The organism is Maritimimonas sp. 2405UD52-3 (genome assembly GCF_056591715.1).
Map to the genome: position 1 here is coordinate 26864 of NZ_JBWQOL010000005.1, position 14379 is coordinate 41242.

General features: G+C 33.7%; 12 protein-coding genes. 3 read left to right on the forward strand and 9 right to left on the reverse strand.

Annotated features, from left to right (window positions below; translation table 11 throughout):
• Nucleotides 1-2850: a carbamoyl-phosphate synthase large subunit gene (gene carB / locus AC1EU5_RS12020; protein ID WP_480192642.1), complete on the forward strand. Its 2850-nt coding sequence runs from the start codon at nt 1-3 to the stop codon at nt 2848-2850.
• Between the two features lie 31 nt (nt 2851-2881).
• Here the strand turns inward: carB and AC1EU5_RS12025 are convergent, their stop codons facing one another.
• Together AC1EU5_RS12025 and AC1EU5_RS12030 are read right to left on the reverse strand one after the other, a co-directional pair.
• Nucleotides 2882-3583, reverse strand: a complete 702-nt coding sequence (locus AC1EU5_RS12025) for a gluconate 2-dehydrogenase subunit 3 family protein (protein ID WP_480192643.1) — start codon at nt 3581-3583, stop codon at nt 2882-2884.
• 2 nt (nt 3584-3585) lie between these two features.
• Entirely contained in the window at nt 3586-5304 is a 1719-nt protein-coding gene (locus AC1EU5_RS12030; RefSeq protein ID WP_480192644.1) for a GMC family oxidoreductase, read from the reverse strand.
• Nucleotides 5305-5401: 97 nt separating this feature from the next.
• Here AC1EU5_RS12030 and AC1EU5_RS12035 point away from each other — a divergent pair, with 97 nt between their 5' ends.
• Nucleotides 5402-6577, forward strand: a complete 1176-nt coding sequence (locus tag AC1EU5_RS12035) for a GlmU family protein (RefSeq protein ID WP_480192645.1) — start codon at nt 5402-5404, stop codon at nt 6575-6577.
• A 52-nt stretch (nt 6578-6629) separates the two neighbouring features.
• Here AC1EU5_RS12035 and AC1EU5_RS12040 read toward each other — a convergent pair whose 3' ends face one another.
• The 6 genes from AC1EU5_RS12040 to AC1EU5_RS12065 form a co-directional block, all read right to left on the reverse strand.
• Nucleotides 6630-7280, reverse strand: a complete 651-nt coding sequence (locus AC1EU5_RS12040; RefSeq protein ID WP_480192646.1) for a hypothetical protein — start codon at nt 7278-7280, stop codon at nt 6630-6632.
• Between the two features lie 182 nt (nt 7281-7462).
• Complete coding sequence (locus tag AC1EU5_RS12045; RefSeq protein WP_480192647.1) at nt 7463-7930, reverse strand: hypothetical protein; 468 nt, start codon at nt 7928-7930, stop codon at nt 7463-7465.
• Nucleotides 7931-8273: 343 nt separating this feature from the next.
• Nucleotides 8274-8996: a head GIN domain-containing protein gene (locus AC1EU5_RS12050; RefSeq protein ID WP_480192648.1), complete on the reverse strand. Its 723-nt coding sequence runs from the start codon at nt 8994-8996 to the stop codon at nt 8274-8276.
• 22 nt (nt 8997-9018) lie between these two features.
• On the reverse strand, nt 9019-10098 hold the full coding sequence (locus AC1EU5_RS12055) for a DUF4097 family beta strand repeat-containing protein (protein WP_480192649.1): 1080 nt from the start codon (nt 10096-10098) through the stop codon (nt 9019-9021).
• Nucleotides 10099-10119: 21 nt separating this feature from the next.
• Complete coding sequence (locus AC1EU5_RS12060) at nt 10120-10659, reverse strand: hypothetical protein (RefSeq protein WP_480192650.1); 540 nt, start codon at nt 10657-10659, stop codon at nt 10120-10122.
• Entirely contained in the window at nt 10649-11200 is a 552-nt protein-coding gene (locus tag AC1EU5_RS12065; RefSeq protein WP_480192651.1) for an RNA polymerase sigma factor, read from the reverse strand. Before AC1EU5_RS12065 ends, AC1EU5_RS12060 begins: the two co-directional genes overlap by 11 nt.
• A 249-nt stretch (nt 11201-11449) precedes the next feature.
• Between AC1EU5_RS12065 and lon the strand changes: the two genes are divergently transcribed.
• Nucleotides 11450-13888, forward strand: coding sequence for an endopeptidase La (gene lon / locus AC1EU5_RS12070; protein ID WP_480192652.1), 2439 nt, complete (start codon nt 11450-11452; stop codon nt 13886-13888).
• A 5-nt stretch (nt 13889-13893) separates the two neighbouring features.
• On the opposite strand, the gene AC1EU5_RS12075 is transcribed toward lon, so the two are convergent.
• Nucleotides 13894-14361 (reverse strand): hypothetical protein, encoded by a 468-nt coding sequence (locus AC1EU5_RS12075; RefSeq protein ID WP_480192653.1) that lies wholly within the window; start codon nt 14359-14361, stop codon nt 13894-13896.
• Nucleotides 14362-14379: the final 18 nt, after the last annotated feature.

Here is a 14379-nt window from a genome sequence, read left to right on the forward strand (position 1 = left end):
ATGCCAAAAAACAACTCTATAAAATCGGTACTAATTATTGGATCAGGACCTATTATTATTGGTCAAGCTTGTGAGTTTGACTATTCTGGTTCTCAATCCCTACGATCTTTAAGAGAAGAAGGAATAGAAACTATTCTAATAAATTCTAACCCTGCAACTATCATGACCGATCCTTCAATGGCAGATCATGTGTATTTGTTGCCTTTGAATACAAAATCTATTGTTAAAATCTTAAAAGAGCATCCTCAAATTGATGCTGTATTGCCTACAATGGGTGGTCAAACAGCATTGAATCTTTGTATTGAAGCGGACAATAAGGGTATATGGAAAGATTTTGACGTTGAACTTATTGGTGTTGACATTGATGCAATTAATATTACTGAAGACAGAGAGCAATTCCGTGAATTAATGACCAAGATTGGTGTGAAAATGGCACCTCAAGCAACTGCAACTTCATTCTTAAAGGGTAAAGAGATTGCTCAGGAGTTTGGTTTTCCATTAGTAATTCGATCTTCATATACGCTTGGTGGTGCTGGCGCATCTATAGTTTATAAACCTGAAGATTTTGATGACCTCTTAAGAAGGGGCCTAGAAGCTTCACCAATTCATGAGGTCATGATCGATAAAGCTATGATGGGCTGGAAAGAATTTGAGCTGGAATTGTTACGTGATAGAAATGACAATGTGGTTATTATTTGTACTATAGAAAATATGGACCCTATGGGTATTCATACTGGTGATTCCATTACTGTGGCACCAGCAATGACCCTTTCTGATAGAACTTTTCAAAGAATGCGTGATATGGCAATTCATATGATGCGTTCAATTGGTGATTTTGAAGGAGGTTGTAATGTTCAATTTGCCGTAAGTCCAGATGAGAAAGAAGAGATTATCGCCATTGAGATTAACCCGCGTGTTTCTCGATCTTCCGCTCTGGCAAGTAAAGCAACAGGATACCCTATAGCAAAAGTCGCCACCAAATTAGCAATTGGTTATACATTAGATGAGTTAGACAACCAAATCACTAAAACCACATCCGCACTTTTTGAACCTACTTTAGATTATGTTATTGTAAAAATACCGCGTTGGAACTTTGATAAATTTGAAGGAAGTGATAGAACATTAGGTCTTCAAATGAAAGCTGTTGGTGAAGTTATGGGTATTGGAAGGTCTTTCCAGGAAGCTTTACATAAAGCCACACAATCTCTTGAAATTAAGCGTAATGGAATTGGTGCAGATGGTAAAAGTTATACTAACTATGAACAAATAAAAGATAAGCTAAGAAATGCTAGTTGGGATCGAGTATTTGCCATTTATGATGCGATTCAAATAGGTATGTCATTAAGTAAAATTCATAGTATTACTAAGATAGATATGTGGTTCTTGAAGCAGTATGAAGAGTTGTACGCTATTGAACAAGAAATATCTACCTATACTTTAGAGACACTTCCTAAAGATCTACTTCTTGAAGCAAAACAAAAAGGGTATGGTGATCGTCAGATTGCGCATATGCTAGGATGCTATGAAAGTGAGGTTTATAAAAAACGGCAAGAGCTAAATATCAATCGTGTATATAAATTAGTTGATACATGTGCGGCGGAATTTAAGGCGCAAACACCTTACTACTACTCTACTTTTGAGAATACTATAACTGTTAACGGTGAAGCTTACGCTGAAAATGAGTCGGTAGTTTCTGATAAGAAAAAAATAATCGTACTGGGTTCAGGGCCTAACAGAATTGGGCAGGGAATTGAATTTGATTACTGCTGTGTACATGGTGTATTGGCAGCTAAAGAAGCTGGTTATGAAACGATAATGATCAATTGCAACCCTGAGACAGTCTCTACTGATTTTGATACAGCTGATAAACTATACTTTGAACCTGTTTTCTGGGAACATATTTACGACATCATTCAGCATGAAAAACCTGAAGGAGTTATTGTTCAATTAGGAGGACAAACGGCTTTAAAATTATCAGAAAAACTAGATAAATATGGCATTAAGATCATTGGTACTTCTTTTGAAGCTTTAGATTTGGCTGAAGACAGAGGGCGTTTTTCAACCTTATTAAAAGAACTAGGCATTCCGTATCCAAAATTCGATACGGCTACTACAGCAGAAGAAGCTTTAAAAGTAGCAGATGAGCTTGATTTCCCAATTTTGGTAAGGCCTTCGTATGTATTGGGCGGTCAGGGTATGAAAATTGTCATCAATAAAGAAGAATTAGAAGAACATGTAGTTGGGTTATTACGTAAAATTCCGAATAATGTATTATTACTTGACCATTATTTAGATGGCGCTATAGAAGCTGAAGCTGATTCTATTTGTGATGGTGAAGATGTGCAAATTATTGGTATTATGGAGCATATAGAGCCTTGTGGTGTACATTCAGGGGATTCTAATGCCACTTTGCCTCCATTTAATCTTGGGGAATTTGTAATGCAACAGATTAAAGATCATACAAAGAAAATTGCCTTGGCATTAAAAACTGTAGGGCTAATCAATATCCAATTTGCTATCAAAGATGATATTGTTTATATCATTGAAGCCAATCCAAGGGCTTCTAGAACAGTACCATTTATTGCGAAAGCCTATGGAGAACCCTATGTAAATTATGCTACAAAGGTTATGTTGGGTGAAAATAAGGTGAAGGATTTTACTTTTAATCCTGAGTTAAATGGTTATGCCATCAAACAGCCTGTGTTTTCATTCAATAAATTCCCGAATGTAGATAAGCGCTTAGGCCCTGAGATGAAGTCTACCGGTGAAAGCATTTTATTCATCAAAGATCTAAAAGATGATGATTTTTATGAATTGTACTCAAGAAGAAAGATGTATTTGATGAAGTAAAAGATTAAAGGCCGCTCTACAAACGGTCTTTTTAAGCTATTAAATTACCATCTTTATCCCATTTTGCTATATCTGCTCGTGTATCTTGATTGACACATTTTGCTAGCCACTCTGGTTCATAGGAAAGTTTGTGCTCTTTAAGCACTTCCTCAGGAACGCCATCCCATACATTGGGTGTATTGCCCTGATAACCTAGATCTTTAATACCCATTTCAGTAGTATAATATCCTGTTAAGGTCAAATTACGCATTCGTGTAAAAAATTCTGCTCCTTGCTTTAATTCCGGCGGCACTTCTAGTGGATATGCTATTTGATCACAAATAGCTAATTGTTCTTCATTAGAACAAGCAATAAATTGGTTGCCATAGGTTTTATTACTAAAATTATCAAGCCACATCAATCCTCCCCGCAAAGGTGTTTGGTGAGAAGGTAAATCTTTCACAATAAATTCTATGAACTTAGGCACCTTAGCATCAGCTGCTGAGCCATACTTTTCATTTGCTGGTAAAATAATGTCACACAATACTGCAATGGTAGATAGTTCATGTTCATTTAAAAATTCAGACGCTGATACCTTTCTATCATATTCTTCCTCTTCAGGTGTTCTACCATAGAATGGAAGATCAGTAACTTCCTTTGGAATCTCCTTGACATCTGGCTTACAACCATGAATAGCCAGCCCAGCAGCTACCGAGCCAAGTATTATAGACTTAATAGTATCTCTTCTGTTCATGACTAAATATTTTGTTTTTTTAATTGATCAATAATATAATCACTGGTTCGCCAGGATAATGCCAAAATGGTCCAAGTTGGGTTTTTATCAGCTTGAGATACAAAAGGTCCTCCGTCAACAATAAATACATTCTTGGCATCATGTAATTGCTGATGACTATTGCATACAGATGTTTTAGGGTTATCACCCATTCTGGTAGTACCTACCTCATGAATAATTCGCCCCGGAGCGGCCAATCCATAGTCAGAATCTTTGCCAGGCTTTTCACCTAAAATATGAGCATCCATACCATTAAAAATATTTTCAAAGGTTTCATGCATATGTTTTGACTGCTGCCGTTCATGATCTGACCATGTATAATTGAATCGCAATACCGGAATTCCCCACTCATCAACTACATCAGGATCTATTTCGCAGTAATTGTCCTCACGTGCAATACACTCACCTCTACCGGAAATCCCTATGAATGAACCATAGAACTTTTTAACTTCATCCCTGAGCTTATTACCATAACCACCTACTCTACCGCCAATAAACTCATTCATAGCATTCACATTAAAGCCAAACCCATAAGAAGGCATACCCATACCGCCCCAAACTTCCAAATGATAGCCTCTGGGGAAATTCAACTTACTATGGTCTCCCCACCAGGGAGAATATACGTGCATTCCACCTACCCCATCTTCATTGTATATTTTACGATTCATTAGTTGAGGTACAAAGGCCATACGACTGGTTCCAGTAGAATCGTGCAAGTATTTACCTACCATTCCACTGCTATTGCCTAAACCATCCTTATGATTTTTACTTTTTGAATTTAATAAGATTCTGGCCGTACTGCAGGCAGATGCGGCCAACACCACTACTTTGGCATTTAATTGATATTCTTTTCTATCTTTTTTATTGATATAGATAACACCTATTGCTTTTCCAGAATCATCTGTAATAACTTCGCGAACCATAGCTTCAGTAAATAAGGTAATTTGTCCGCCAGCTTTCTGAGCAGGAAAAATCAGGCAAGTACCTGAAGAAAAGTCAGCATATACACTGCAACCTCTGTTACATTGCGAACAATAAAAACACACGCCTCTTTCTTCATTGATAGGTTTTGTTAAAATTGAAAGTCTAGAGGGTATTACAGGAACATTTGCCTCTCTCGCTCCTTTTATAAAATAGAGTTCATGCAAACGCGGTTTTGGCGCTGGTAGAAAAAAACCATCAGGTTCATTTTCAATACCTTCTTTACTACCAAAAACTCCAATTAATTTATCTACTTTATCATAATAGGGCTTTACATCATCATAAGAAATAGGCCAATCATCACCCAAACCATCTACACTTTTATGCTTGAAATCTTTAGGACCAAAACGTAATGAAATACGCCCCCAATGATTAGTTCTACCACCTAACATACGAGAACGAAACCAATCAAACTTAGTCCCAACTTTTCTAGTATACGGCTCTCCTTTGATCTGCCAACCTCCATATGCCGCATCAAATTCGCCAAAATCACGCGTAGTACCTGCTCCTCTTCTCGGAGATTCCCAAGGCCATTTTAGTTGTGTTCGTTGCTTTTCATCTGCTGGATCATAAAAAGGACCTGCTTCAACAACAGCTATATTAAGTCCGGCTTCAGAAAGTACTTTGGCTGCCATTCCACCACCAGCGCCCGAGCCCACTATAATAGCATCAAAGGTGTCAGGAGATTGTTTTATTTGCATAATTATGAGGTTAGTTCTCTCAAATATACTAAAGTTATACTATATGATTAGTTATACTTAACTTGCATTATATTTGCTAAAAATTGAAAAATAATTAATGAACTACATCTTATTTGACGGACCTGTTCGAAACGCTTTATTACCATTTACATATACTCGCCCTGTTGCTGATATCAGAATTGGTATTTTAACCATTAGAGAAAAGTGGGAAAAATTTTTAGGGTTTACAACCACTACTATAACCGAGGAATACCTGGAAGAAAAATACCCTATGGTTGAAATGGAGCAGAATATCTTGATCAATGCTTCATTTTTACCAACAATTTCCCTTGTTGATAAAGTAAAACGACTTCAAAAAAATGAGGCGATTGTAAAAGGTAATGAGATCATTGCATTTTTCTCAACAGCAGCACAACAAGAAGTAGATCTTGATTCTTATACCAAAATAGAATTTAATGAAGAGCTTTTACAAATTAGCAATACTTGGGATATTTTTTCTAAGAATGATGAAGCTATAAAAGCTGATTTTGAATTGTTAACCAATGGTAGAAAATCTGAACCTATACCTGACACTGTTAATTGTATAGGAAAGAACCACATTTTTTTAGAAGAAGGAGTTGATATTTCATTCGCAACCCTTAATGCGTCTAATGGCCCCATTTATTTAGGTAAAAACACCATTGTAATGGAAGGCTGTTTAATTAGAGGGCCTTTTGCAATGGGGCATGATGCCGTTTTAAAAATGGGAGCAAAAATTTATGGTGCTACCACAATTGGCCCCATGAGTAAGGTAGGTGGAGAAGTTAACAATTCAGTAATTTTTGGGTATTCAGGAAAAGGACATGAGGGATACTTAGGCAACTCTGTAATTGGCGAATGGTGCAATTTAGGTGCTGATTCAAATAATTCAAACCTAAAAAATAACTATGCAGAAGTAAAATTATGGAGTTATGAAACTGAGCGTTTTGCAAAAACAGGTTTACAATTTTGCGGACTTATGATGGGAGATCATTCTAAATGCGGTATCAATACTATGTTTAATACAGGTACGGTTGTGGGAGTTAGCGCTAATATTTATGGTGGAGGTTTCCCAAGGAATTTTATTCCTTCTTTTGCCTGGGGTGGTTCAGGTGGATTTACGGTATTTAGAATGAATAAAGTAAATGAAGTTGTAAAAGCTGTGATGAAACGTAAGCATTTGGAGTATTCTGAACAAGATCAAAATATATTAGATCACCTATATAAGATTACAGAAAAATATAGAAATTTTTAAAAGGAAAAGCCTCAGAATATCTGAGGCTTTTTTCAATTAATTCAAATACTATTTATATTGATGGAAAACTCATACAACTTAATATATGATTATCCGTGATGCTTAAACCAGCATAAGCATTAAATCCTAATGGCAAATATGCTTCTGTATTAAATTCAAAAGCTTCATCCTCTTCTACATTTGCTAATTCAGTAATCTCAGCTAAATTAAGTTCAGCGTTAAAACCTACAGGTAAATAATCCTTTATATTGAAGTCAAAAGTGTCATCAGTATCTTCAATGCTACTATATTCTTTGTATAAACCTTCAAATGCATTGAATCCTTCAGGTAAGTAATCTTCAGTATTGAAATTGAATACCTCATCAGCTTCTTCTAATGCATACTCCTTAAACATTCCTTTGTAAGGATTAAAACTTTCTGGTATATAGTTTTTAACATCAAAATCAAATACTTCATCTACTTCTTCGCTGCTATACTCTTCATATAAACCGTTAAATGCATTAAATCCTTTTGGTAAATAATCTTCAGTATTAAAATCAAATGCCTCATCAGCTTCTTCTGTAGCAAGCTCTTCATAATTTGGCACGCTGTTTGTATTATTGATTAATGTAGAGTCATTTAGTGAATTGGTTTCATACTCTATGGCTAAAGCAGTTGTGGTAAATGCTATAATTAAACTAAGGGTGTAAACTAATTTTTTCATGGTTGTATGTTTTGAATTGTTAATTGTTGTTTTTTAAATTGTACTCACTTATAAGACGAGTATTCTTGGTTGATGTTACGTTGTCTAGTACTTGTTATGATTTATTTAACAATAGATTAAAGGTTTCGTTAAATTCCTGTGAAAGAAAACCTCGGTAGCTAACCGAGGCTTTACATCGGGTTTTATAGTTCGTTGATCTTTATACTCACTTGGTTAGTATTAAAACCTATTGGTAAGTACTTTTTATGATCAAAATCAAAAGGCTCTTCTAATTCTAATTCTTCAATTTCAACAATATTCTTTAAAATGTTTTGATCTAAGTTGAAACCTACTGGTAAGTAATCTTTTGTATTAAAGTCAAAAGGTACATCAGCTTCTTCTGATACTGTTTCATAAACTATATTATACTTTTCTTCAAAAGAAATATATGGATCAAAGCCAATTGGCAAATAATCATTTGTATTGAAATCAAATGCCTCATCTTCTTCTTCTATTGCTATTTCAAAGATATTTGATGATAATGTTGGCTCTTTTGTTTCATTAATAATCATTTCTTCTTGAGTGCTATCAAGTGTACTTTCTGATAATTGTGCGGCTGTAGCTGTTAAAATGCTAATAACAAGCATACATGGTAAAATTAATTTTTTCATTGTTATAAGGTTTTAAGGTTGATTTATTTAGTACTATGTTTTGCAAGGTACTTTATTATATGACGATGCATTTTATTTTTTGTTACACTTTTTATAAAATTTTCTAAATATCATTCTTTAAAAGTGCTTTGAACGTATTGTCATTATTGACATTACAAATATTTCCAAAATTTCAAGTGAAAACGAAAAAATAATAACTGAACTGTTATTTTAGAAGTATCAATTGTTATAAATAAGACTTAAAACCAATAAAAATGTTACATTAAACGATAGAAGCATTGCAGAATGACATAAAAAAAGAGCGGTAAAAACCGCTCTTTTAACTATTAATGTTAAACTAAAATTACATACGAGAACTTACCTTACCAGAACCACTTACTTTAACATCTTGCCTTGCAGGGTTTCCTTTGTAATATATGTTACCAGAGCCTGCAATTCTGGCTTTTAATTCATCTTTAACATTGATTCGCATACCACCTGAACCAGCAATACTCACATCTGCCTTACTAGATACTAAATCATAAGCTTTAATACCTCCTGAACCTGAAATAGAACAATCAAAGGTATTTGTATTTCCTGATAAAGCAATATCACCAGAGCCAGACACGGCAGATCTCAAATCATTTGTATCAATTTTTAATTTAACATCTCCTGATCCTGAAATGGCCGTCTTGAAATTATCAGCTTTAATAGTATCTTCAGAATAAACATCTCCTGATCCGGATAAGGTAACAGCACTAATATCTTTAAAAGGTACTGTTACGACTATTTTACTTTTTGAATAAATATTAACTCCTTTTTTCCATTTTACCTTTAATTTATCACCATCAACTTCTGTGATCAAGTATTCTAACAAATTTTCATCTATTCTAACAGTTAATTTACCTTCAACTCCAGATTCTAGGTTTACATCAAATGAACCTCCTACAGCAATCTTATCATATTCACCAACATTTCTGGTCTTGGTAACCATGTCACCATTACCTCGTATTTTTTTTCCATACCATTGTGCATTCACATTTAAAGAGAATACCGTTATTACTATAATTAGTCCTATTTGTTTCATGATTTTTTAGTTTAGTTGTTATTTATTGAAATGTTACGCTTCCATAACTAGATTCTATTTTAATTTTGGCACCAGAATTATCATTCTTGTGATAACCTTCATAATATTTTGAAGAAGACTTAACAATCTGTTTTCTAAATTCAAAGTCAAAATCGCTTCTCTTAAATCCACCATACTTTAAGTTAAGTTCAAAATTAAATGGTGCATCGGGCACTCCTATTTTAATACCACAATAATCACCATCAACAATTACTGAATCAAAACTAGCTTTTAAATCTTCTATACGTAAGGAACCATAATCTGCAGATATATCAACTTTTTTAGCGACGCTACCTAATCTGGTACTTAGATAATCTCCAACACCTCTAACGCTATTTGCATCATTAACTCTAAGACTTCCGTAATCACAATCATAACTTATATCTTTTAAGCGCTCAAATACAGAGGTAGAATAATCGGCCTCTAATTCAATATTGCCAGCATCTTCAATAGTAAACTTTGAATAATCTGAATCTATAGAGCCGCCATTCATCTTAGAGATTGTTGATGAACTGCAATAATCCATAGTTACTGTATTATTGGTATTTAATAAGTCACCAATAATTATCTTACCATAATCAGAATCAATATCCGCTTCTCCTTTTAACTCATTTAAATAAATATTTCCGTAAGCATTTTTCAACCTAACATCACCAGTAATGGGCATATTAATTTTATAGTCTATCTGGTAATGCACATTATTCTTTTTGCCCCACCAACTCCAACCAGAGGATGTTTTTTCTATGATTGTTCTGGCAGAAACTTCGTTTCTACTTGCATCAAAATCTACATCAATCATCTCAAGACGTTTTATCACTTTCTCTTCACTATTACCATTAACGGTAACTTTTACTTCAATGACTATTTGATTTCTATCCCATGTAGCTACATCTACATTACCATATTTATTATGTATTCTAAGTAAAGCATCACTATTTACTTCATACTCTTTTTTTATGGTTTTCGTCTTTTCATACTTGCCTTTACCCCTATCATTTGCAAAAATGATAGCCGGCAGCATCAAAAAGATAGCGAGCATACTATATGTGTAGTTATTTCTCATAATTCAATATTTTAGAGTTGTTTAGGCTTCGTTTAGTTGTACTTTTATTTCGTTTATTTCTTCTAGTTGATCTAATAAATTCTGTAAAACCTCAATACGCTGCTGAAAATTGCTAATCATAGCATAGATAATACGCTTATCTTCATCACTTTCTTGAAGTTCTAGAGTTAGTTCACTATATTTTTTTTCTAATTCATTAAGTTGCGTAAAAGCATCGTCAATTATTTGTGAATTATCATCAGTACGTTGTTGATTTACTTTTTCAATTTCTCTTTGAATGGTAGAAACAAAGAAACTTTGTGTTTCTTCCATTTCAGGAGAAATATCTGCAAGCTCCATTCCGCTTTGCGCTGAATAATTTCCGAACCAAAATCCAACCATTAGCAATACCGAAGCTGCCATGGCTAACCATTTCCAGGTAGTGGGGTTCCATTTGATAACTTTAGGATCAGGCTGCTTCTCTAATCTATTCTTGAATCTATCAAAATGCCCAGCGTTTGGCTCTTCAATATCAAATTGATCTTTTAATTCTAAAATTCGTTTCTCTAAATTATCCTTCATGACTCACAACTAATAATTGACGTAACTTGTTTTTTGCTCTAGAGATTATTGTTCTGCTATTTTGATAGGTAATATTCATAATATCAGCAATCTCTTCATAATCATAACCTTCAATAAGATTTAATGTAAGGGCCGTTCTATAATTATCTTTTAATTGATTTATGGCCTGTGTAATTTCTGATGCCCTTATTACTGCATAATCATTTGTATCCTCTTTTTCTTCATTTGTATCAGGAATCACATCCATATGCACTTCATCTTTATTTTTCTTTTTTCTCAATTCGGTTAAACTTCTATTAATTACAATTCGTTTTAACCAGGCTCCAAAGGCAACTTCTTTTTTAAAAGTGCTCAATTTGGTAAATGCTATCAGAAACGACTCTTGCATAACATCTTCAGCTTCAAAGCTGTCCTTTAAAATCCGTAGCGCTGTATTATACATTGCTTTATAATATCGCTTGTAGATTTCGAATTGAGCACTTTGTTCTCCTTGCTCACAACGTTGCAATAATTGGTTGATATGTTGACTTTGGGTATGCAATGAATCGTTTCTGTTAAAAAGACAAAACCATAATTAATTTGTTACACTTTTTACCAAATTAAATGTGTAATCTAAATATAATGTTAATTGGTAGAAAGTTATAAGCTATTGGCATAACTCTTGAAATATACTCTATGAAAAGAAATGGATAATATATAAATATCTTAAAACAAGCTAATTACAAAGAGCGTATTTGTATATTATTTTAATGAATTAAACGTTTAATGTCATATTGACTTATCTAAACTTATGAGCAATCCAAAATTTATAAATATTGACAGTTTGTCACTTCACAATATACTTGAAGAGGAAGCCGAGTTAATTCCTTTAATGACTCCTGAAGATGAAGAAGAAATCAACAGAGAAGAAGTGCCAGAAGTTTTACCTATTTTACCTTTGCGAAATACGGTTTTATTTCCTGGTGTTGTAATACCTATTACTGCAGGTAGAGATGCTTCAATTAAGCTAATTAAAGAAGCAAATAAGGGTAGTAAAACCATAGGTGTTGTTGCACAAAAGAATGAACTGGTTGAAAACCCTACCGCCAAGGATGTACATGAAATTGGTACCGTAGCCAGAATTTTAAGAATTCTTAAAATGCCTGATGGTAATACTATGGTAGTTATTCAAGGTAAAAAGCGATTTAAAGTTGGTGAATTTATTCAAACCGAGCCCTATATAAAGGCAACTGCTTCTGAGGTTCCAGAAAAAAAGCCTGAAACTAAAAGTGATGAGTTTAGAGCTATTATAGATTCTATTAGAGATCTTTCATATAAAATTATAAAAGAGAACCCTAACCTTCCAAGTGAAGCATCATTTGCCATTAAAAATATACAGAGTGATTCATTTTTAGTGAATTTTGTTTCATCAAACATGAATCTTTCAGTTGATAAAAAGCAAAAATTACTCAATGAGGATGACCTACAAAAAAGAGCCTTAAATATTCTTAAAGAGATGAATGTTGAGCTACAACGCTTACAGTTGCAGAATGATATTCAATCTAAGGTTCGTGAGGATATGGATCAACAACAACGCGAATATTACTTACATCAACAAATGAAAACCATTCAAGAAGAATTAGGTGGTGTTTCATATGATGAAGAGATTGAGGAAATGAAGGTCAAGGCCAAAACTAAGAGTTGGCCAAAAGAAGTAGCCGAGACATTTGAAAAAGAAATTGGTCGTTTACAACGTATGAATCCTCAAGTAGCTGAATATTCTGTACAGCGTAATTACTTAGATCTATTATTAGAATTACCATGGAATGAATATTCAGAAGATAAATTTGATCTTAAAAAAGCGCAAAAAATATTAGATAGAGACCACTCAGGGCTTGATAAAGTAAAAGAACGTATTATTGAGCATTTAGCTGTGTTGAAATTAAAAGGTGATATGAAATCGCCTATTATATGTTTATATGGCCCTCCGGGGGTTGGTAAAACATCCTTAGGTAAATCTATTGCCGAGTCTTTAGGAAGAAAATATGTACGCATGTCACTAGGAGGTTTGAGAGATGAAGCTGAAATACGTGGCCACAGAAAAACCTATATAGGTGCAATGCCAGGTAGGCTCATTCAAAATATTAAGAAAGCTGGTACGTCTAACCCAGTTTTTGTGTTGGATGAGATAGACAAATTAGGAAATAGCCACCAAGGTGACCCTTCATCTGCAATGTTAGAGGTATTAGACCCGGAACAAAACACCTCTTTTTATGATAATTATCTTGAGGTAGGTTATGATCTCTCAAAAGTCTTGTTTATTGCAACAGCTAATAATATAAATGCTATACCCTGGGCTCTACGTGATAGGATGGAAATAATAAATGTAAGTGGGTACATACAAGAAGAAAAAGTACAAATTGCCAAAAAGCATTTATTACCTAAACAATTAAAAGAACATGGACTAACTAGTAAAGATCTGCAAATTGGTAAAGCTCAACTAGAAAAAATTGTAGCTGGATACACAAGAGAGTCAGGTGTACGTAGTCTTGAAAAGATGATTGCCAAAATGGTGCGCTATGCAGCAAAGTCTATTGCCATGGAGCAAGAATATAATAAGAAGATTACAAATGAAGATATTGTTGAGATTTTAGGGCCGGCACGATTGGAGCGCGATAAATATGAGAATAACGAAGTTGCAGGTGTGGTAACCGGCTTGGCATGGACAAGCGTTGGTGGTGATATTTTGTTTATTGAGTCTATCTTATCTAAAGGAAAAGGTGGATTAAGTATTACCGGTAATCTGGGTAAGGTAATGAAGGAATCTGCTACAATAGCTTTAGAATTTATCAAAGCCAATGCTGAAGAATTTGGTATTTCTGTAGAAGACATTCAAGCTAAAAACGTTCACATTCATGTACCAGAAGGCGCTACACCTAAAGATGGTCCTAGTGCAGGTATTACCATGTTAACTTCATTAGTATCTGCATTTACTAAAAGAAAGGTTAAATCAAGACTAGCTATGACTGGTGAGATTACATTGCGTGGAAAAGTATTGCCTGTAGGTGGTATTAAAGAAAAAATATTGGCTGCGAAAAGAGCAAATATTAAAGAAATAATACTTTGTCAGGATAATAAAAAAGATATTGATGAGATTAAACCTGAATACTTAAAAGGACTAAAATTTCATTATGTAGATACTATGAAAGAAGTTATTGAAAAGGCACTTTTAAAGCAGAAGGTAAAATAAAGAGATTAGAGTTTAATAAAACTATTTAATCTATATATCGTCTTAGTAGCATCTTTACACAGTTGTTCATGAATAATAATTTTGAACAAATCACCTTTTTTAAATAGTAAATCAGGTGATTTTTCTTTTTTATTTGTTTTATTCCTGAGAAAAATAGCTTTAAAGGTTTGATCTTTATTCAACATATTCACAATTGAAGACCCTGAACTAACAATTGTATCTACTTTAAAAGAAATAACCAACTCATATTCAATATCACAAAGTCTTAGATCATTTTCAATTTGAACTACATGTGCATGTAACTCAATCATGTTTGGAGCAGTCTGGTTGTATATATCTTTTTCAGAAAAGGTCGGTTTAGATTTTGTCACTTCTTTTAACTCTTTTTGATTTTTTTGTTGAGCTTTAATTGTCGGTTTACAAGAAAAACAAGCTAAAAAACAAATTATCGGTATTATTTTATAGTAAGTCATATTCTAAATTAATAAAAA

What these genes read in the sequence shown, in the direction of transcription:
- AC1EU5_RS12040 (WP_480192646.1), bottom strand. Translation starts at nt 7,280, where the DNA reads ATGAAAAAATTAGTTTACACCCTTAGTTTAATTATAGCATTTACCACA.
- AC1EU5_RS12025 (WP_480192643.1), bottom strand. Translation starts at nt 3,583, where the DNA reads ATGAACAGAAGAGATACTATTAAGTCTATAATACTTGGCTCGGTAGCT.
- AC1EU5_RS12030 (WP_480192644.1), bottom strand. Translation starts at nt 5,304, where the DNA reads ATGCAAATAAAACAATCTCCTGACACCTTTGATGCTATTATAGTGGGC.
- carB (WP_480192642.1), top strand. Translation starts at nt 1, where the DNA reads ATGCCAAAAAACAACTCTATAAAATCGGTACTAATTATTGGATCAGGA.
- AC1EU5_RS12055 (WP_480192649.1), bottom strand. Translation starts at nt 10,098, where the DNA reads ATGAGAAATAACTACACATATAGTATGCTCGCTATCTTTTTGATGCTG.
- AC1EU5_RS12045 (WP_480192647.1), bottom strand. Translation starts at nt 7,930, where the DNA reads ATGAAAAAATTAATTTTACCATGTATGCTTGTTATTAGCATTTTAACA.
- AC1EU5_RS12035 (WP_480192645.1), top strand. Translation starts at nt 5,402, where the DNA reads ATGAACTACATCTTATTTGACGGACCTGTTCGAAACGCTTTATTACCA.
- AC1EU5_RS12050 (WP_480192648.1), bottom strand. Translation starts at nt 8,996, where the DNA reads ATGAAACAAATAGGACTAATTATAGTAATAACGGTATTCTCTTTAAAT.
- AC1EU5_RS12060 (WP_480192650.1), bottom strand. Translation starts at nt 10,659, where the DNA reads ATGAAGGATAATTTAGAGAAACGAATTTTAGAATTAAAAGATCAATTT.
- AC1EU5_RS12075 (WP_480192653.1), bottom strand. Translation starts at nt 14,361, where the DNA reads ATGACTTACTATAAAATAATACCGATAATTTGTTTTTTAGCTTGTTTT.
- lon (WP_480192652.1), top strand. Translation starts at nt 11,450, where the DNA reads ATGAGCAATCCAAAATTTATAAATATTGACAGTTTGTCACTTCACAAT.